At 44.5% G+C, this 19492-nt stretch carries 15 protein-coding genes and 1 pseudogene; 14 read left to right on the top strand and 2 right to left on the bottom strand.

Annotated elements, in window-relative coordinates; genetic code table 11:
- Window position 1 precedes the first annotated feature (1 nt).
- The 14 genes and pseudogenes from Y79_RS0101235 to Y79_RS1000000120315 form a co-directional block, all read left to right on the top strand.
- Complete coding sequence (locus Y79_RS0101235; RefSeq protein WP_016936064.1) at window positions 2–1252, top strand: competence/damage-inducible protein A; 1251 nt, start codon at window positions 2–4, stop codon at window positions 1250–1252.
- Between the two features lie 171 nt (window positions 1253–1423).
- Window positions 1424–2467 carry a recombinase RecA gene (gene recA, locus Y79_RS0101230; RefSeq protein ID WP_016936063.1) on the top strand — a complete coding sequence of 348 codons (1044 nt, stop codon included), beginning with the start codon at window positions 1424–1426 and terminating at the stop codon, window positions 2465–2467.
- 166 nt (window positions 2468–2633) lie between these two features.
- Complete coding sequence (locus Y79_RS0101225) at window positions 2634–3815, top strand: serine hydrolase domain-containing protein (protein WP_016936062.1); 1182 nt, start codon at window positions 2634–2636, stop codon at window positions 3813–3815.
- Window positions 3816–4107: 292 nt separating this feature from the next.
- A complete protein-coding gene (gene rny / locus Y79_RS0101220) occupies window positions 4108–5667 on the top strand; it encodes a ribonuclease Y (RefSeq protein ID WP_016936061.1) in 1560 nt (519 codons plus the stop codon).
- 60 nt (window positions 5668–5727) lie between these two features.
- A complete protein-coding gene (locus Y79_RS0101215; protein ID WP_016936060.1) occupies window positions 5728–6522 on the top strand; it encodes a TIGR00282 family metallophosphoesterase in 795 nt (264 codons plus the stop codon).
- 200 nt (window positions 6523–6722) lie between these two features.
- Entirely contained in the window at window positions 6723–6983 is a 261-nt protein-coding gene (gene spoVS / locus Y79_RS0101210) for a stage V sporulation protein SpoVS (RefSeq protein ID WP_003154135.1), read from the top strand.
- 256 nt (window positions 6984–7239) lie between these two features.
- Window positions 7240–8286 (top strand): L-threonine 3-dehydrogenase, encoded by a 1047-nt coding sequence (tdh, locus tag Y79_RS0101200; RefSeq protein ID WP_016936059.1) that lies wholly within the window; start codon window positions 7240–7242, stop codon window positions 8284–8286.
- A gap of 12 nt (window positions 8287–8298) precedes the next feature.
- Window positions 8299–9477 (top strand): glycine C-acetyltransferase, encoded by a 1179-nt coding sequence (locus Y79_RS0101195; RefSeq protein WP_095240705.1) that lies wholly within the window; start codon window positions 8299–8301, stop codon window positions 9475–9477.
- A gap of 141 nt (window positions 9478–9618) precedes the next feature.
- The gene (gene miaB, locus Y79_RS0101190; RefSeq protein ID WP_003154116.1) at window positions 9619–11148 is read left to right on the top strand and encodes a tRNA (N6-isopentenyl adenosine(37)-C2)-methylthiotransferase MiaB; all 1530 of its coding nucleotides are present in this window, start codon (window positions 9619–9621) and stop codon (window positions 11146–11148) included.
- A 2-nt stretch (window positions 11149–11150) separates the two neighbouring features.
- Window positions 11151–11582 (top strand): regulatory iron-sulfur-containing complex subunit RicA, encoded by a 432-nt coding sequence (gene ricA, locus Y79_RS0101185; protein WP_016936057.1) that lies wholly within the window; start codon window positions 11151–11153, stop codon window positions 11580–11582.
- A 255-nt stretch (window positions 11583–11837) separates the two neighbouring features.
- Window positions 11838–12383 carry an outer spore coat protein CotE gene (gene cotE / locus Y79_RS0101180; RefSeq protein ID WP_016936056.1) on the top strand — a complete coding sequence of 182 codons (546 nt, stop codon included), beginning with the start codon at window positions 11838–11840 and terminating at the stop codon, window positions 12381–12383.
- A 117-nt stretch (window positions 12384–12500) separates the two neighbouring features.
- Window positions 12501–15086, top strand: coding sequence for a DNA mismatch repair protein MutS (gene mutS, locus Y79_RS0101175; RefSeq protein ID WP_016936055.1), 2586 nt, complete (start codon window positions 12501–12503; stop codon window positions 15084–15086).
- A gap of 15 nt (window positions 15087–15101) precedes the next feature.
- The gene (gene mutL / locus Y79_RS0101170) at window positions 15102–16979 is read left to right on the top strand and encodes a DNA mismatch repair endonuclease MutL (RefSeq protein ID WP_016936054.1); all 1878 of its coding nucleotides are present in this window, start codon (window positions 15102–15104) and stop codon (window positions 16977–16979) included.
- An 87-nt stretch (window positions 16980–17066) separates the two neighbouring features.
- Window positions 17067–17282 (top strand): annotated as a pseudogene (locus Y79_RS1000000120315) (tyrosine-type recombinase/integrase); the annotation flags it as partial.
- Window positions 17283–17678: 396 nt separating this feature from the next.
- On the opposite strand, the gene Y79_RS0101160 reads toward Y79_RS1000000120315, so the two are convergent.
- Window positions 17679–17888, bottom strand: coding sequence for a hypothetical protein (locus Y79_RS0101160; protein WP_016936053.1), 210 nt, complete (start codon window positions 17886–17888; stop codon window positions 17679–17681).
- Window positions 17889–17974: 86 nt separating this feature from the next.
- The gene (locus tag Y79_RS0101155; protein WP_016936052.1) at window positions 17975–18496 is read right to left on the bottom strand and encodes a hypothetical protein; all 522 of its coding nucleotides are present in this window, start codon (window positions 18494–18496) and stop codon (window positions 17975–17977) included.
- Between the last annotated feature and the right edge of the window lie 996 nt (window positions 18497–19492).

Raw genomic sequence — 19492 nt, 5'->3', positions numbered from 1 at the left:
CATGGAATTAGCAAAAAAAGCGGAAATCATTGCAGTCGGCTCAGAGCTTCTGCTCGGCCAGATCGCCAATACGAACGCTCAGTTTATCAGTAAAGAGCTGGCGGAAATCGGCGTAAACGTGTTTTACCACACCGCTGTCGGTGACAATCCGGAGCGGCTTAAGCAAGTCATCCGCATTGCCGAAGAGCGCTCGGACCTGATTATTTTTTCAGGCGGCCTCGGACCGACCAAGGACGATTTAACAAAAGAAACCATTGCAAACACGTTGGGACGCCCGCTCGTTTTGAATGACGAAGCGTTCCGGTCGATTGAAGAGTATTTCGCGAAAACAAAACGGACCATGTCGCCGAATAACCGCAAACAGGCGCTCGTTATTGAGGGCTCGGACGTTTTGGCGAATCATTTCGGCATGGCGCCGGGAATGCTTGCAGAGCACGGATCAAGGCTTTATATGCTGCTTCCCGGACCGCCGAGCGAGCTGCGTCCGATGTTTGAAAATGAAGCGAAGCCGCTGCTTCTTAAAAAGCTCGGTTCAAATGAGAAAATCGTTTCAACCGTGCTGCGGTTTTTCGGAATCGGTGAATCTCAGCTTGAAGCTGATTTAGAAGATATCATTGACGCGCAGACGAATCCGACGATTGCGCCGCTTGCTGCTGACGGCGAGGTCACGCTTCGTTTAACGGCGAAACATGCCGATGAAAAAGAAACAGAACGGCTTTTAAAAGAAACGGAAGCCGCCATTTTAGAACGTGTCGGTGAATTTTTCTACGGATATGATGATACGTCCCTGGTGAAGGAGCTTTCAAAAGCATGCAGACAGAACGGAATCACGATCTCCTCTGCCGAAAGCTTTACAGGCGGACTGTTTTCAGAGTGGGTGACTGATTTAAGCGGCGCGTCTCAACTTTTTGCAGGGGGCGTGGTCTGCTATTCCGACAGCGTGAAACAGCATGTGCTCGGTGTGAAAGCCGAGACGCTCGCAGATAGCGGAGCGGTCAGCAAAGAGTGCGCGCGCGAGCTTGCCGCCGGTGTCAGAAAGCTGACCGGAAGCGATATCGGTATCAGCTTTACAGGAGTTGCGGGTCCGGATCCGCAGGAAGGGCATGCCCCGGGCCGCGTCTTTATCGGCATTTCCGCGGAAGGAAAAGAAGAGGTGCATGAATTTAACTTTGCCGGATCAAGAACCGGCATCAGAAAGCGTGCCGCTAAATACGGCTGCCATCTCATTTTAAAAATGCTGGATCAAAAATAAAGTTTTAAAAGGGCGTTTTCTCTGATTTTTAATTTTTACGAAGGGAATTATGTTCTTTTGAAGAAAAGCGAACGCGGAAAAAATCCGAATATGCGTTCGCTTTTTTCTTGGCAAATGTCAGTAAACAAGGTATAGTATATGTAGTGGCAAGATAAAGGAGGAAAAAAATAAATGAGTGATCGTCAGGCAGCCTTAGATATGGCTCTTAAGCAAATAGAAAAACAATTCGGCAAAGGTTCCATCATGAAGCTCGGGGAAAAAACGGATACAAGAATTTCAACGGTGCCGAGCGGCTCCCTTGCACTTGATACCGCTCTCGGAATAGGCGGATACCCGCGCGGACGGATTATTGAAGTGTACGGACCTGAAAGCTCAGGTAAAACGACCGTAGCGCTTCACGCAATCGCTGAGGTTCAGGAAAAAGGCGGACAGGCAGCATTTATTGATGCTGAGCATGCCCTTGATCCTGTTTATGCGCAAAAGCTCGGTGTCAATATCGAAGAGCTGCTTCTGTCTCAGCCGGATACGGGAGAGCAGGCGCTGGAGATTGCTGAAGCGCTGGTGCGAAGCGGAGCTGTTGATATCGTAGTCATTGACTCTGTTGCGGCGCTTGTTCCAAAAGCTGAAATTGAAGGTGACATGGGTGACTCACACGTCGGTTTACAGGCGCGTCTCATGTCTCAGGCGCTCCGTAAGCTTTCCGGGGCCATCAATAAATCTAAAACAATCGCAATCTTTATTAACCAGATTCGTGAAAAAGTCGGCGTTATGTTCGGAAATCCGGAGACGACACCGGGCGGACGCGCGCTGAAATTCTATTCTTCCGTGCGTCTTGAAGTGCGCCGTGCTGAGCAATTAAAGCAGGGCAACGACGTGATGGGGAATAAAACGAGAATTAAAGTCGTAAAAAACAAAGTCGCTCCTCCGTTCCGTACGGCTGAAGTGGACATCATGTACGGTGAAGGAATCTCCAAAGAAGGGGAAATCATCGACCTTGGAACTGAACTTGATATCGTGCAAAAAAGTGGCTCGTGGTATTCATATGAAGAAGAACGCCTCGGACAGGGCCGTGAAAATGCCAAGCAGTTCTTAAAAGAAAATAAAGACATCATGCTGATGATTCAAGAACAAATCCGTGAACATTACGGTTTGGACAATAACGGTGTTACGGAAAAATCGGAAGAAACTCAGGAAGAGCTTGAATTTGAAGAATAAAAGCACGATTAAAAGGGCGGAATAAGCAATTTCCGCTCTTTTTTTGTGTGTTAAAAAAAACACTGGCTGTTTCGGAAAATTTTATCTGAAATGTTACAACTTTTTTCACCCTTCACTCGTCTAACATCATGGCGAAAGTTGAAATTATATCTGAGGAGGAAAAAAGATGACGAGCCCCCGCCGCACAAGAATTAACAAAAAAAGAAAGAAGAAATTGATGAAAACGGGAGGGCTGTTTCTTTTTCTGCTGCTTGTCACTGTTTTTATTATGATCTGGACCGTCACAGCGCATCACCGGGAGAAGGATTCTGTTAAAAGTGCTCCCGCCGCTCAATCTGATTCTTCAAATGACCAGACTCAACAAAAAAAAGAAAAGACGCAAAAAGAGAAAACACCTAAATCAATCGATCACAATAAACGAATCAGTAATTACTTGCAACAGATCGGGTTCAGCGGCACAGCAATGGTCGTAAAAGACGGAAAAGTTGTGCTGAAAAAAGGTTTTGGCTATGCGGACCGAAAACAAAAAATCAAAAACAATCCGGAAACATCATATTATATCGGTTCTTCACAAAAGGCGTTAATCGCAACGGCTGTACTGCAGCTTGAAGAAAAAGGGCTGCTTCAGACAAGTGACCCCGTCAGTACATACTTGCCGAATTTTCCTAACGGCACGCGCATCAAACTGAAAAACCTGCTCAATCATACGTCCGGCATAAACGGACATATTGAGGGTCAGGGACCGATTTCTCCCATTGATTTAATTAAGGATATAGAATACCGCGGAATTAAACGGCAGCCTGGGGTTTGGGATTATAGAGATTCCAATTATTCAGTGCTCGCCTATATCGTATCTCAGGTCAGCGGGGAGTCATACGAACAATATATAAAAGACCACGTATTCAAACCGGCCGGAATGAAACATGCCGGATTTTACAAAACATTTGCTGAAGCCAAATATCCTGCCGTCGGCTACAAAGTTGATGAGAGCGGACAGCTTGTAACGCCTCACATTTTGGACTTATCGCAGCTGTATGGGGCGGGCGACATGTATATGAGTGCTGAAGATCTTTATAAATTTGATAAAGCGGTCGTCAACGGTACGCTTCTTTCAAAACAAAGCTTTACAAAAATGTTCACAGCCGGAAGCAGTGCCGCTTACGGCATGGGATTTTACATTGATCCGGGAAGCTATTCCAATCACGGTGTAATGCCCGGTTACAACATTTTGAACAGCTTCAGCCATTCGGCAGGCAAATATGTCATTTTACTGTCAAATATTCAGAATAACGCCAAATTAGGGCAGGTAAACAATAGAATTTACCAATTGCTTAACCAGCCGGACTAGACGAGCCGTCATTTGCGAAAAGCAGGTGAAGGTGTGGTATGATATATACATGGCGAAGATTCTGAGCCGAAGGCCAATCGTTAAGCTGGCAAGCTTGACAAGTATTTCCGACACAATTACAATGAAGTTGTAACATTTGTTTTTTTAACATGATTGTTAAACCATTTAAACTTGACAAGGGCATGAGAGATTCATTCCCTGTGAAGGTTCTGTATGTTGAGAAAATCTGACAATGTACATGCCGGCACTTATTTAAGCAACAACCAAGTTCATAGCAAGAGGAGGTGAAAGTATGACCCTAATGACGGTTCTCATCTCCATTTTGCTGACTCTGCTCGGTTTAGTTGTTGGCTACTATGTTCGTAAAACCATTGCCGAAGCAAAGATTGCGGGCGCACGCGGTGCTGCCGAGCAAATCCTTGAAGATGCAAAGCGTGATGCTGAAGCACTGAAAAAAGAAGCTCTGCTTGAAGCAAAGGACGAAATCCATACACTTCGAATAGATGCTGAACAGGAAGTTCGTGAAAGACGAAATGAGCTTCAAAAACAAGAAAACCGTTTACTTCAAAAAGAAGAAAATCTTGACCGTAAACATGAAGGAATTGATAAACGGGAAGCGATGTTGGAGAAGAAAGATCATTCTCTGAATGAACGACAACAACATATTGAAGAGATGGAAAGCAAAGTGGATGAGATGATTCGTATGCAGCAGTCAGAACTCGAACGCATTTCGAGCCTGACACGGGATGAAGCGAAACAAATCATTCTTGACCGGGTTGAAAATGAGCTTTCACATGATATCGCCATCATGACAAAAGAAACCGAAAACCGTGCGAAAGAAGAGGCGGACAAAAAGGCGAAAAACATTCTGTCGCTTGCTTTGCAGCGCTGTGCAGCAGATCATGTTGCCGAAACGACGGTATCGGTCGTCAATCTTCCGAATGATGAGATGAAAGGACGTATCATCGGCCGTGAAGGGCGTAACATCCGTACGCTTGAAACGCTTACAGGTATCGACCTGATTATTGATGACACCCCTGAAGCAGTCATTCTTTCCGGATTTGATCCGATCAGACGGGAGACGGCAAGAATCGCTCTTGATAAACTCGTGCAGGATGGCCGTATTCACCCGGCGCGCATTGAAGAAATGGTTGAAAAATCCCGCCGCGAGGTTGATGACTATATCCGGGAAATGGGTGAACAGACGACGTTTGAAGTCGGCGTTCACGGACTTCATCCGGACCTGATCAAGATTCTCGGCCGATTGAAATTCCGTACAAGCTACGGGCAGAACGTACTGAAACATTCCATGGAAGTGGCGTTTTTAGCCGGTTTAATGGCTTCCGAACTTGGAGAAGATGCAAAGCTTGCCAAGCGGGCCGGTCTTCTGCATGACATCGGAAAAGCAATTGACCATGAAGTGGAAGGAAGCCACGTGGAAATCGGAGTGGAGCTTGCGACCAAATATAAAGAGCATCCAGTCGTCATTAACAGTATTGCGTCACACCACGGAGACGAAGAGCCGACTTCCATTATCGCCGTTCTGGTCGCTGCCGCTGATGCACTGTCAGCCGCAAGACCGGGTGCGAGAAGTGAAACGCTCGAAAACTATATCCGCAGACTTGAAAAGCTTGAAGAAATCTCCGAGTCTTACGAAGGTGTTGAAAAATCATTTGCGATTCAGGCAGGCCGTGAAGTTCGCATCATGGTGAAACCGGACTCCATTAATGATTTAGAAGCCCATCGTTTGGCGCGTGATATCCGTAAACGAATTGAGGACGAGCTTGATTATCCGGGCCACATTAAAGTGACCGTGATCAGAGAAACTCGAGCCGTAGAGTATGCAAAATAAAGTGATGCTTAGCGCATCACTTTATTTTTTTGAGCCCCAGAAAAGAAAGGAATGGAATGTATGAGAATTTTATTTATCGGGGATGTTGTCGGTTCCCCGGGCCGCGACATGGTAAAAGAATATGTCCCGAAACTGAAAGCGAAACATAAACCGCATTTTACGATTATAAACGGAGAAAATGCAGCACACGGAAAAGGACTGACGGAAAAGATCTACCATAGCCTGATGGAAGCCGGAGCCGATGCCATTACAATGGGAAACCATACGTGGGATAAAAGAGAGATCTTCGACTTTATTGATGATGTGCCGCATCTTGTCCGGCCGGCGAACTTCCCGGAAGGTACGCCGGGCAAAGGCATTACCTATATTAAATCGAACGGAAAAGAGCTTGCCGTCATTAATTTACAGGGGCGGACGTTTCTACCGCCGCTTGATGATCCGTTTGCTAAAGCGGATGAGTTAATAGAAGAAGCGAAAAAGCGCACGCCGTACATTTTTATTGATTTTCACGCCGAAGCGACAAGCGAAAAAATTGCGATCGGCTGGTACACAGACGGAAGAGCCTCTGCCGTGGTTGGCACACATACACACGTACAAACGGCAGATAACCGCATTTTGCCGAAAGGAACGGCATATATTACTGATGTAGGTATGACGGGTCCGTACGACGGAATCCTCGGTATGGACAGAGAAACGGTCATCAAGCGGTTTAAAACCAATCTTCCTGTCCGGTTTACCGTTGCGGAAGGGAAAACAACGCTGAGCGGAGTGCTCATCGACATCGATGAGCAAACGAAAAAAGCCGTAAATATCGAACGGATTTTAATCAACGATGACCATATGTTCTTTGAATAGGTGATCATGTGTTTATTTTATAAAAATATTAAAAGGAAAAGCAGGAATATAGCAACTTCTTAGTGAATATAGTAGAAATGGAAGGTAGCCCGCTATTTTTGAAAAGCATTGTGGGGGATGGCTTTTTGGATAGCAACATCTAATAATGATTGTTCTAATGAACACTCACTTATCCATTGTAAAACTAAGGGGGAGCAGAAATGGAAATCTTAAAAGTTTCAGCGAAATCAAGTCCAAATTCAGTGGCAGGCGCGCTTGCCGGCGTATTAAGGGAACGCGGAGCTGCCGAAATTCAAGCAATTGGGGCGGGTGCCTTAAATCAGGCTGTTAAAGCGGTTGCGATTGCCAGAGGCTTTGTCGCGCCAAGCGGCGTAGATTTGATTTGTATTCCGGCTTTTACAGATATACAGATTGACGGAGAAGAAAGAACGGCGATTAAGTTAATCGTCGAACCCCGTTAAACCAAAACCTGTTCATTCTCAACCTGCTTGCATAAGGCGAGCAGGTTGTTTTTATTGCTGTCATATTTTCTCACAATATTATATTGATAGTACGAAGAGATGATAAATGGCTTTATTCATATAATATTCAAAAAAAATCCCGCCCATTTTTCCGGACGGAAGCAATTGTATTTACTGAATAGACACTGCTGTTTACCTCCTTCTTAAGCCATGTTACAATCCAGTTATTACAGTGTTTTTTTGAGGGGGAGTGTACATGTTGGAAGGAAAGATGAAAGCTGTCGTCAAAAATGAAAACGCTTTCGGAGCAACTTTGAAAGAAATTTCCATACCTTCCATTAATGAGAATGAAGTTCTCATTAAAGTACAGGCCGCATCTATATGCGGTACAGATGTGCATATTTATAATTGGGATCAATGGGCGCAGGAACGAATCAAAACACCTCAAGTATTCGGACATGAATTCAGCGGTATCGTAGCAGAAACAGGCAAGCACGTCACAAATGTCAAAACAGGTGACTATGTATCGGCGGAAACCCACTTCGTCTGCGGAACTTGTGTCCCCTGTTTAACAGGAAAACATCATGTGTGCACTCATACAAAGATCCTTGGCGTGGATACAGCCGGATCCTTCGCTGAATATGTCAAAGTGCCGGCTCAAAACATTTGGAAAAACCCTGCTGACATGGATCCTGCCGTCGCCTCAGTTCAAGAGCCGCTTGGCAACGCGGTGCACACGGTGCTGGAAAGCGGCCATCTGGCGGGCGGCACCGCTGCAATTATCGGCTGCGGGCCGATCGGACTCATGGCGGTGGCTGTGGCTAAAGCGGCCGGCGCGTCCCGCATTGCAGCAATTGATAAAAATGATTACAGACTGGCTCTTGCAAAAAAATTGGGAGCCGAAATCACGATTTCAGCTGACAAGGAAGACCCGCTTAAGGTCATTGATGCCTTAACGGGCGGAGAAGGAATAGACCTTGTCTGCGAAATGTCAGGGCACCCTGCAGCAATAATACAAGGATTAAAGATGGCGGCCAACGGAGGAAGATTTCATATGCTGAGTCTGCCGGAACACCCGGTGACGATTGACCTGACAAATGACGTGGTGTTTAAAGGGCTGACCGTTCAGGGCATCACCGGCAGAAAAATGTTTGAAACATGGCGTCAGGTATCGCATCTGCTTGAATCCGGCCTTGTTGATCTGACTCCGGTGATTACCCATCAGTTTCCGCTTGAAGAATTTGAAAAAGGGTTTGACCTGATGAGAAAGGGCCGGTGCGGCAAAGTCATTTTGATTCCATAAAGGGAGGGTTCTATCATGAAAGAATTTGAATATCTAAAAGCAGAGCTTGATAAAATGAAAGAAAATAACACATGGCAGCAAATGAAACAAATTGAAACGAAGCAGGGGCCGTCGGTGGCAGTCAAAGGGGAGAACGTTATTCAGCTTTCATCGAACAATTATCTCGGTCTGACGTCGCACCCAAGGCTTGTCGAAGCGGCCAAACGCGCTGCGGAGGAATTCGGAGCGGGTACGGGGTCCGTCCGGACAATCGCGGGAACATTTACGATGCACAATGAGCTGGAGAAGAAACTGGCAAACTTTAAAAAAACAGAAGCGGCACTTGTTTTTCAATCAGGATTTACAACGAATCAAGGCGTTTTATCAAGCATTCTTACAAAAGAGGATATCGTGATATCTGACGAATTGAACCACGCTTCCATTATCGACGGGATCAGGCTGACGAAAGCAGATAAAAAGGTGTACCGCCATGTCGATATGGGCGATTTGGAAAGGGTGCTGAAAAAATCAATGAATTACCGCATGCGCCTCATCGTCACGGACGGCGTATTCTCAATGGACGGCAACATCGCTCCATTGCCTGACATTGTCAAACTTGCAGAGGCGTACGATGCTTTTGTCATGGTTGACGATGCGCATGCTTCCGGCGTGCTCGGAAAAAACGGAAGGGGAACGGTTAATCATTTTGGGCTTGACGGAAGAGTCCACATTCAGGTAGGCACATTAAGCAAAGCCATCGGAGTTCTTGGCGGATATGCCGCAGGGTCGCAGGTTCTGATCGATTATCTGCGCCATAAAGGCCGTCCTTTCTTATTCAGCACTTCTCATCCGCCTGCGGTAACGGCCGCATGCATAGAAGCCATTGACGTCCTGCTGGAAGAGCCGGAGCATATGGAAAAGCTATGGGAGAACACGGCGTATTTCAAAGACAAACTGGTTCAAATGGGGCTGACCCTTACAAAAAGCGAAACACCGATCGTGCCGATATTAATAGGTGAGGAAGAAAAAGCCCAGGCATTATCAGACCTTTTATTGACCCGCGGCGTCTTTGCACAAAGCATCGTATATCCGACGGTCGCTCAGGGAAAAGCGAGAATCCGCACCATTATTACGGCGGAGCATACAAAAGAGGAGCTTGACCGGGCGCTTGAAGTGATCCGTTCAGCGGCAAAAGAGCTTCAGCTTGTATAAGAGGGAGATGATTCCCTCTTTTTATTTCTTATTGATTCTTATTCTCAATAAGGTGTACAATAATAGGCTGGCGGTTGTGCCAAACGCTTTTAACCAGTATACTTGAGGGTGGAAGTTTCGGTTGAAAGGAGACATTCGAACATGAATGAAAAGCAAAAGCAGGAAAGCGGACAAGTAAATCCAGCGGACAAAAAATCCGAAAAGGATTACAGTAAGTATTTTGAAGCCGTATATATTCCGCCTTCTTTAAAAGATGCGAAAAAACGGGGCAAAGAATCCGTTCAATATCATAACGATTTTAAAATCTCAGAAGAATTTAAAGGTCTCGGAGAAGGCAGGAAGTTTTATATCCGCACGTACGGATGCCAAATGAACGAACATGATACGGAAGTCATGGCGGGTATTTTTATGGCGCTCGGTTATGAAGCGACAAATTCGGTCGATGATGCGAATGTCATTTTATTAAACACCTGCGCCATCCGGGAAAACGCTGAAAACAAAGTGTTCGGTGAGCTCGGCCATTTAAAAGCGCTCAAAAAAAATAACCCGGATCTGATTCTGGGTGTATGCGGCTGTATGTCACAGGAAGAATCAGTCGTAAACCGCATCCTTAAAAAGCACCCGTTTGTCGATATGATTTTCGGCACGCACAACATTCACCGCCTGCCGGAACTGTTATCAGAAGCCTACTTATCAAAAGAAATGGTTATTGAAGTGTGGTCGAAGGAAGGGGATGTCATTGAAAACCTTCCGAAGGTCCGCAACGGAAAAATTAAAGGCTGGGTCAACATTATGTATGGCTGTGATAAGTTCTGCACATACTGCATCGTGCCGTATACCCGCGGAAAAGAGCGGAGCCGCCGTCCTGAAGAAATAATCCAGGAAGTCAGAAGACTTGCAAGCGAAGGCTATAAAGAAATCACGCTGCTCGGTCAAAACGTTAATGCGTACGGAAAAGATTTTGAGGACATGACGTACGGACTCGGTGATTTAATGGACGAACTGCGTAAAATTGATATTCCGAGAATCCGGTTTACGACGAGCCACCCGCGTGACTTTGATGACCATCTGATCGAAGTGCTCGCCAAAGGCGGCAACCTGCTTGACCATATCCATCTTCCGGTTCAATCAGGAAGCTCGGCGATGTTAAAAATGATGGCGCGCAAATATGACAGAGAACGCTATTTGGAGCTTGTCGGAAAAATTAAAGCGGCGATGCCGAACGCTTCACTCACTACCGATATCATTGTCGGTTTCCCGAATGAAACGGATGAACAGTTTGAAGAAACACTTTCGTTATATCGCGAAGTGGAATTTGACAGCGCATATACGTTTATCTACTCTCCTCGTGAAGGCACACCTGCAGCGAAGATGAAAGACAACGTTCCGATGAGGGTCAAAAAAGAACGTCTTCAGCGCCTCAATGATTTGGTGAAAGAAATTTCAGCCAAAAAAATGAAGGAATATGAAGGCAGGACTGTCGAAGTATTAGTTGAGGGAGAAAGCAAAAATAACCCTGACATTCTTGCCGGCTATACGGAAAAAAGCAAGCTCGTCAACTTCAAAGGGCCGAAAGACGCCATCGGCAAGATTGTACGCGTCAAAATCGAACAGGCGAAAACATGGTCGCTTGACGGTGTGATGGCAGGAGAAGCAATCGAGGTGAAATAATAATGACGCTTTACTCTAAGAAAGACATTGTCCAGCAGGCAAGAAACCTTGCGAAAATGATTTCTGAAACAGAAGAAGTTGATTTTTTCAAACGCGCCGAGGCGCAGATTAATGAAAATGAAAAAGTCTCTGCGATTATCAATCAGATTAAAGCTCTGCAAAAGCAAGCCGTTAACCTGAAGCATTATGAAAAGCTTGAAGCTTTGAAACAAGTGGAAAGTAAAATTGACGCCCTGCAGGAAGAGCTTGAAGGAATTCCGATCATTCAGGAATTCAGAGATTCCCAGATTGAGGTCAATGATCTTCTTCAGCTTGTCGCCCATACCATTTCCAATCAGGTGACAAATGAAATCATTACGTCTACCGGCGGCAACCTGCTGACAGGAGAAACCGGTTCAAAAGTAAAACATTCGAACAACAGCTGTTCTCTTTAAACACGGGGCCATCATCGGCCCGTGTTTTTTTGCCTTTCAAGAACTAATTGTTATATGTACTAAATATTCATCTTATCTGTTGTTTCGGCCCATTTTCCCTCAAAAAGTTTTATCAGACTTAAAAGTAAAGTTTCTGGGCGAGGCTGCATACAATGAAACAGAAACTTTGTATTTTTATATTTTTATTATAAAAATGCACATGAGACAAATGCCCAGCATAAGATAACACGAAGAAGAACAAGGAGGCCTATCGGAATGTCTGAATACAGGGAAATTATTACGAAAGCGGTAGTTGCGAAAGGCAGAAAATTCACCCAGTGCACAAATACAATCTCACCTGATGAAAAACCGTCAAGTATATTGGGCGGCTGGATTATCAATCACAAATATGATGCCGAAAAGATCGGGAAGACTGTAGAAATTGAAGGGTATTATGATATAAACGTCTGGTACTCTTACGCTGATAATACAAAAACGGAAGTTGTAACCGAGAGAGTGAAATATGTTGATGTGATTAAACTCAGATACAGAGATACTAATTACTTAGATGACGAACACGAAGTCATCGCCAAAGTGCTGCAGCAGCCGAATTGTCTTGAGGTCACCATTTCTCCTAACGGAAATAAAATCGTCGTTCAGGCCGAGCGGGAGTTTTTAGCGGAAGTGGTCGGGGAAACGAAAGTAGTCGTAGAAGTAAATCCAGACTGGGAAGAAGACGATGATGATGATTGGGAAGACGATCTTGACGAAGAATTAGAGGACATTAACCCTGAATTTTTAGTCGGAGATCCTGAAGAATAAGCAGAGGCTAGGGGAGTCAGCACCCCAAGTCTCTTTTTTATATATAAAGATATCACTCTTTTGTTTATGTTATAATGGGATGCGGAAAACAGAAGATACATAGTGAGGGATTAAATGATGGCTAGTTATACGCCTATGATACAGCAATACTTGAAAATAAAGGCAGAGCACCAGGATGCCTTTTTATTTTTTCGGCTAGGTGACTTTTATGAAATGTTTTTTGAAGATGCAAAAAAAGCGTCACAAGAGCTTGAAATTACACTGACGAGCAGAGACGGAGGTTCAGCTGACAAAATTCCGATGTGCGGCGTGCCTTATCATTCTGCGGCGGCTTATATTGAACAGCTGATTAAAAAGGGCTATAAAGTCGCGATCTGTGAGCAGACGGAAGATCCGAAGGCGGCTAAAGGCGTTGTGAAACGGGAAGTCGTCCAGCTGATCACGCCGGGAACCGTGATGGACGGAAAAGGCATTCATGAGTCGGAAAACAACTTTATCGCTTCCGTTTCCGAATTTCGTGACGGATACGGCCTTGCTTTATCGGATTTAACGACCGGAGAAAATCTGGCCGTATTTATTGAGCGGATTGAAGATGTCATGTCAGAGATTTATTCAGTCGGCGCAAAGGAGATTGTCGTCTCAAGCAAGTTTAATGAAAAGACAGCGGCCCAGCTGAAAGAACGGTGCGGCGCAACGATCTCCATCGAAGACGGAGAAATGACAGAACAGATCGAAATCGCAAAGCACTTGCCGGGCGAAGAGCTGACAAAGACGTTTATGCGTTTATATACGTATTTGCAGAAAACGCAAAAACGGAGTCTGGATCATCTGCAGCCGGTTCAAGTGTATGAATTGGAAGAAGCGATGAAAATTGACCTGTATTCCAAGAGGAATCTTGAACTGACGGAAACGATCCGTTCAAAAAGTAAAAAAGGCTCGCTGCTTTGGCTTTTGGACGAAACGAAGACAGCAATGGGCGGCCGGCTTCTCAAACAATGGATTGACCGTCCGCTGATCAGAGCATCCCAAATCGAAGAACGCCAGGAAATGGTGGAGACGCTGATCAATCATCTGTTTGAGCGTGAAGATCTGCGCGAGCGCCTTAAAGAAGTGTATGATTTAGAGCGTCTTGCGGGCCGGGTCGCATTCGGAAACGTCAATGCAAGGGATTTAATCCAGCTGAAAGAATCATTAAAACAGGTGCCGAGCATTAAAGAGCTTGTAGGGTCTCTGAACCATAAAAAAGCAAAAGAACGCGCCGGCTTGATTGATCCGTGCAATGATCTGCTTGATCTGTTAGAGGATGCGCTTCATGAAAACCCGCCGTTATCTTTAAAAGAAGGCAACTTAATAAAAGACGGCTATCACCAGAAGCTTGATGAGTACCGTGACGCCAGCAAAAACGGCAAAGACTGGATTGCCAGACTGGAGCAGCAGGAACGCGCTTATACGGGCATCCGTTCATTAAAAGTTGGCTTTAATAAAGTGTTCGGCTATTATATTGAAGTCACAAAAGCAAACCTTCATCTGCTTGAGGACGGGCGGTATGAGCGGAAGCAGACGCTCACAAACGCCGAACGGTACATTACGCCGGAATTAAAGGAAAAAGAAGCGCTTATTTTAGAAGCGGAAAACAACATTTGCGAGCTGGAATATGAGCTTTTTGCCGAACTGCGGGAAAAAGTTAAGAAATTTATTCCGCGTCTGCAGCGTCTTGCTAAGCAAATGAGTGAGCTGGACGCGCTGCAATGCTTTGCCACGATCAGTGAAAACAGGCATTACACAAAACCCGTCTTTTCTGATAACGAGGTCAAAGTCATTGAGGGGAGACATCCTGTCGTTGAAAAAGTGATGGACAGTCAAGAATACGTGCCGAACAATTGCCTGATGGGCGATTCACGGGAAATGCTCCTGATTACGGGTCCGAATATGTCAGGTAAAAGTACGTATATGAGACAGATCGCACTCTTGTCCATCATGGCCCAGATCGGCTGTTTTGTGCCCGCAAAAGAAGCGGTTCTGCCGATTTTTGATCAAATCTTTACGAGAATCGGGGCTGCGGATGATTTGATTTCCGGACAAAGCACCTTTATGGTGGAAATGCTGGAAGCGAAAAACGCGATTGTAAACGCCACAAAAGACAGCCTGATTCTGTTCGATGAAATCGGACGCGGGACATCAACGTACGACGGAATGGCGCTGGCACAGGCAATTATTGAATATGTTCATGATCATATCGGCGCTAAAACACTGTTCAGCACGCATTATCATGAACTGACGGTGCTTGAAGATAAGCTCCCTCAGCTGAAAAACGTTCATGTGCGCGCCGAGGAATATAACGGCACGGTCGTGTTTCTCCATCAAATTAAAGAAGGAGCCGCAGATAAAAGTTACGGCATTCATGTCGCCCAGCTTGCCGAGCTCCCGGATGATCTGATCAGCCGCGCGCAGGAGATCTTAAAACAGCTTGAGCAGACAGGAGATAAACCGGAGCTTCCGGCGGCACCTGAGAAAAAGCCCGCCGTCAAAGAAGAACCGGCACAACTGTCCTTTTTTGCTGACAGTGATAAAAAACAGAAGGCCCCGGCTGTTTCTCATAAAGAAAAACAAGTGCTTGAAGCCTTCAAGTCAATCAATATTCTTGATATGACGCCGCTTGAGGCAATGAATGAAATGTACAAGCTGCAAAAAAAATTAAAATAGAAAGAGGTGACGGACTTGGCAAAAGTCATCCAGCTGTCAGATGAACTTTCAAATAAAATAGCGGCCGGTGAGGTGGTGGAACGGCCTGCATCTGTCGTTAAAGAATTGGTGGAAAACGCCATCGACGCAAACAGCACAGTCATTGAAATCGATATAGAGGAAGCGGGACTTTCGTCGATTCGGGTGCTTGACAACGGCGAAGGTATGGAAACCGATGATTGCAAACGGGCTTTCCGCCGCCACGCGACCAGTAAAATCAAAGATGAAAACGACCTGTTCCGGGTGAGAACACTCGGTTTCCGCGGAGAAGCTTTGCCAAGTATCGCGTCTGTTTCTCATCTGGAAATCAAAACGAGCATCGGCGAGGGAGCGGGAACTCATCTCATTCTTCAAGGCGGGAATATCATTTCTGAACAGAAATCCTCCAGCAGAAAAGGAACGGAGATCATCGTTACCAACCTGTTTTTCAATACACCCGCCAGATTAAAATATATGAAAACCGTGCATACGGAACTCGGTAATATTACGGATGTCGTCAACCGGATCGCCCTTGCGCATCCGGAAGTATCCATCCGCCTCCGCCACCAGGGGAAAAATCTTCTGCAGACAAACGGCAACGGAGACGTGCGCCATGTGCTGGCCGCGATTTACGGGACGGCGGTTGCGAAAAAAATGATACCGCTCCATGTCAGCTCGCTTGATTTTGAAGTCAAGGGCTACATTGCGCTGCCGGAAATCACGCGTGCATCCAGAAACTACATGTCATCTGTCATTAACGGTAGATACATTAAGAATTTCCCGCTTGTAAAAGCGGTGCATGAGGGCTATCACACGCTTCTGCCGATCGGCCGCCACCCGATTACGTTTATCGAAATTACGATGGACCCGATTTTGGTCGATGTCAATGTCCATCCGTCGAAGCTTGAAGTCCGCCTCAGCAAAGAGACGGAACTGCATGAGCTGATCCGCGACGGGATAAAGGAAGTATTTCAAAAGCAGCGGCTTATTCCGAGCGCCCAGCTTCCGAAAAAATCAGCGCCGGCGCCGGTCAAAAACGAACAGCAATTCATAACGTTCGAGGAAAGTGCCCCTGAGCGGAAACTGCCGGAAAAAATGCCGGAAACGTCGTACTCGCCGATGAAGCTGAGTTCGGTCGTAAAAGAGCCGGCTTCGGTAATAGAAGAAGAGTTCCTCCCGAAGGAAGCGGCTGATGACGTGCCGTCGGAGATCAGCATGCCGGAACCGGAAGCGCCTGTTTCCGATATTCCGGAGCCTGAAGAGGAGGCTGTCTCTGAAGAAATACGGGAAGAAAGGGTCCCGGTGATGTATCCGATCGGCCAAATGCACGGGACCTATATTTTAGCCCAAAACGAAAACGGGTTATATATCATTGACCAGCATGCGGCTCAAGAGCGGATTAAATACGAATATTTCCGGGAAAAAGTCGGGCAGGTTGAGCCTGAAGTGCAGGATATGATTGTGCCGCTCACCTTTCATTATGCGGCAAATGAAGCGCTGATTATTGAACAGCACCAGCATGAGCTTGAAAGCGTCGGGGTATTTTTAGAAGCATTCGGCACGAACAGCTATATCGTCCGCTGTCATCCGGCCTGGTTTCCAAAAGGAGAAGAAGCTGAATTGATTGAAGAAATCATTCAGCAGGTGCTTGACGCCAAACGGATCGACATTAAAAAGCTGCGGGAGGAAGCGGCCATTATGATGAGCTGTAAAGGCTCGATCAAAGCGAACCGCCATTTGCGCAACGATGAAATCAAAGCGCTCTTGGACGATCTGCGCCGAACGACAGACCCGTTCACATGCCCGCACGGCCGGCCGATTATTATTCATCACAGCACGTATGAGATGGAGAAGATGTTTAAGCGTGTGATGTAGAATGGGTTCGTGTGGGATGTATCCCTCGTGCCCACATTTTGCCCACTGATTTTTAGCTGTTTAGGTATTATCAAACCGATTAATGCTGAATATCTTTTCAAAAGCCGCGAAGGGATCAACAAGCCCATTTCCCGATCGATGGCCGATAAGATTTTAAGGAATGTCACTGATCGTGTCGGTTTGGATGATATAGGCACACACACGCTGAGGAAAAGATTCGGATACCATTTTTATAAGCGAACAAAAGACGTTGCCATGCTGCAGGAGATTTTCAATCACTCTGACCAGCGGACAACCCTTTGATACATTGGAATTAACCAGGATGCCATGAACAACGCCATGAAGAAATTTAAAATATAAGCAGGCTCATCTCATAAACAAGATGAGTCTTTTTTTCTGCGTATTTTTATTGATTCCCTTCAAAAAGCAAACGTGGAATTCATTTTAGGGATATTGCTTGAAAACAGAGGGGGAAAGGGCTGAAACATCAGGGGAAACCAAGATTTAAACTTGTTTTAATGTTTAAAGGGTCAAATGATTATAAAAATAATCGGAAAGCTACATGATTATCATGAGTTTTATGAGTACCTGCTTTTACAAATTCACAGGGAGATGGGGGAAGAATTTAAATCAAATTGGAACTTGGTGAGCTGACAATTTAAAAAAGTCAAAGGGGACTAGTAATTAGCCCCCCCAAATTTAGTTCTTCCTGCGTTTTTTTCTGTTTTTGATTAAACTGAAAACCACTAAGAGAACGACACCGACAGCAACGACATAAAATGAAATTTCTGCTGCTGGGGTGTTAATATTCTTAAGAACAAGGATAAGCCCTATTAAAACTATAGGAATGATGTAAGTTAGAATTTTTATAGCTTTTGGGCTCGGTTCAGCGTTACTTTTATTTTCCATAATTACCTCCTGTCTCAACACTTTAGGAATAATCACTTTAAAGCTTAACACAGGATAAATTTGTTAAACACCAACAATAGTCCCGTTTAAAGGAAAAGCATAAGAGTTTTAGTAATCCACCAAGCAGCTGTTGGGTTACCAGTAACTTTTAGAGCACCGGCATAGCATGCGTCTTCAACTGCACCAGTAAAGTTGTCGATGGTATTAAGAATTATTTCAAAACCACCGATTCCACCCATAGCAGCTTTAACTTTAGTAGGTATTGCATCCCAAGCTGCTCTTAATGCCTTTACAGCCCAGGATAATTTTCCTTGAGCAGTAAACTCTGATTCTTGTTTTTCCTTAACAGTTTTAACTGCTTCTTTAAGTTGATTTGTTTCACTTTTGGTTAAATCGAAGTGTGCAGCTATTTTATCAAGACCAACGTTATCTTTGGGTAATTGTGCAGAGTTATGTAAGACTGCTTGGTTTTGATATTGGCTTTGTATTGTTTGATTATTTTGGACTTCTTTCGTTGTTGAGACAGCTCCTGCCAGTGGAACTAGTGAAAAAATAGATACACTTGCGACAGTGGACATAATAATACCTTTAGTTACAGACTTTTTCATTGTTAACTCCTCCGTTTAATCCATATTATAGTTTTCTAATCATTTCTGGAAACTTGAAATAGCCAATGCTGTAAAATAAGCAGTATTTTCGCTGTAGTGTTTGAAATTCCAGTGTCTTTGATAGATTCATATATAGAATCTTTTACAATATCCCAAGAAAGTATCTGGTAACCCAATAATTCTCTAAGGATAGCTTCAATATGCTTAGTAAAACTGGCTAGTTCATTTCTAACTTTTGTTCCTGCTAATCTTTCAACAAGGTGAATAACTTTGTTTTACTGTTTAATACTTACCTAATTTCATCTTTTAAAGGCTGAGAAAACTTTGATTTTGAAAGAAATATTCAGAAGGAGATGTGTTTTTTCCGCCACTAAAGATAATGTGTGATGTATAATTCATAGCTGATTCTTTAGGTTCATTAGTCCAATTGTTTCAGAAAATATGAAGAACGAAAGATCCTAAATAACCTGTGAGTAAGATGCTGTTTGAAAGAGTTTTAATTTTCGTTATGAATCTCCAATATAAATAGAGAACTGGGTTTATTTTCTCTGTTTTGGATTGTATACAGTCAATTATTCCCCCTCCCTTAGTTGCTATTCTAGCAATATGGATATTTAAGGTAAATAGGTATATTGAACTAAAATGGAAAATTTTAAATATTTTAAAGGCGGAGCGCTAAAAAAGTATAATTGTTACAAAAGTAATGACTGACACTATATTAGAGTAAGGATGTGTTTCGTTAAACGTATAATATTGAATTGTTGAATTTAAGATATCAGTAGATTACGGAAAGGTGAAGGGGAATTTGGCTTAGGAAAGAGGCTTAATCCTTCATATATCAATTGAAGTGGGAGTTTGATTAATTATTTACGAAGAAAGTCATTCATTAATGTTCCTGTAAACTGTTCAGCAGAAAAATTGAGGACTTTTGTCATAAGCTAAGTGATCTGGAGTATTGCGAAATTTTATGTTAAATTACTCCCTCTTCCCAGAGAG

It is taken from the genome of Bacillus siamensis KCTC 13613, from assembly GCF_000262045.1.
Taxonomy (GTDB): domain Bacteria; phylum Bacillota; class Bacilli; order Bacillales; family Bacillaceae; genus Bacillus; species Bacillus siamensis.
Note: the sequence above shows the minus strand (reverse complement) of the source record. Positions and strands in the feature narration are given on the sequence as shown.

What these genes read in the sequence shown, in the direction of transcription:
- Y79_RS0101235 (WP_016936064.1), top strand. Translation starts at nt 2, where the DNA reads ATGGAATTAGCAAAAAAAGCGGAAATCATTGCAGTCGGCTCAGAGCTT.
- recA (WP_016936063.1), top strand. Translation starts at nt 1,424, where the DNA reads ATGAGTGATCGTCAGGCAGCCTTAGATATGGCTCTTAAGCAAATAGAA.
- Y79_RS0101225 (WP_016936062.1), top strand. Translation starts at nt 2,634, where the DNA reads ATGACGAGCCCCCGCCGCACAAGAATTAACAAAAAAAGAAAGAAGAAA.
- rny (WP_016936061.1), top strand. Translation starts at nt 4,108, where the DNA reads ATGACCCTAATGACGGTTCTCATCTCCATTTTGCTGACTCTGCTCGGT.
- Y79_RS0101215 (WP_016936060.1), top strand. Translation starts at nt 5,728, where the DNA reads ATGAGAATTTTATTTATCGGGGATGTTGTCGGTTCCCCGGGCCGCGAC.
- spoVS (WP_003154135.1), top strand. Translation starts at nt 6,723, where the DNA reads ATGGAAATCTTAAAAGTTTCAGCGAAATCAAGTCCAAATTCAGTGGCA.
- tdh (WP_016936059.1), top strand. Translation starts at nt 7,240, where the DNA reads ATGTTGGAAGGAAAGATGAAAGCTGTCGTCAAAAATGAAAACGCTTTC.
- miaB (WP_003154116.1), top strand. Translation starts at nt 9,619, where the DNA reads ATGAATGAAAAGCAAAAGCAGGAAAGCGGACAAGTAAATCCAGCGGAC.
- ricA (WP_016936057.1), top strand. Translation starts at nt 11,151, where the DNA reads ATGACGCTTTACTCTAAGAAAGACATTGTCCAGCAGGCAAGAAACCTT.
- cotE (WP_016936056.1), top strand. Translation starts at nt 11,838, where the DNA reads ATGTCTGAATACAGGGAAATTATTACGAAAGCGGTAGTTGCGAAAGGC.
- mutS (WP_016936055.1), top strand. Translation starts at nt 12,501, where the DNA reads ATGGCTAGTTATACGCCTATGATACAGCAATACTTGAAAATAAAGGCA.
- Y79_RS0101160 (WP_016936053.1), bottom strand. Translation starts at nt 17,888, where the DNA reads ATGGAAAATAAAAGTAACGCTGAACCGAGCCCAAAAGCTATAAAAATT.
- Y79_RS0101155 (WP_016936052.1), bottom strand. Translation starts at nt 18,496, where the DNA reads ATGAAAAAGTCTGTAACTAAAGGTATTATTATGTCCACTGTCGCAAGT.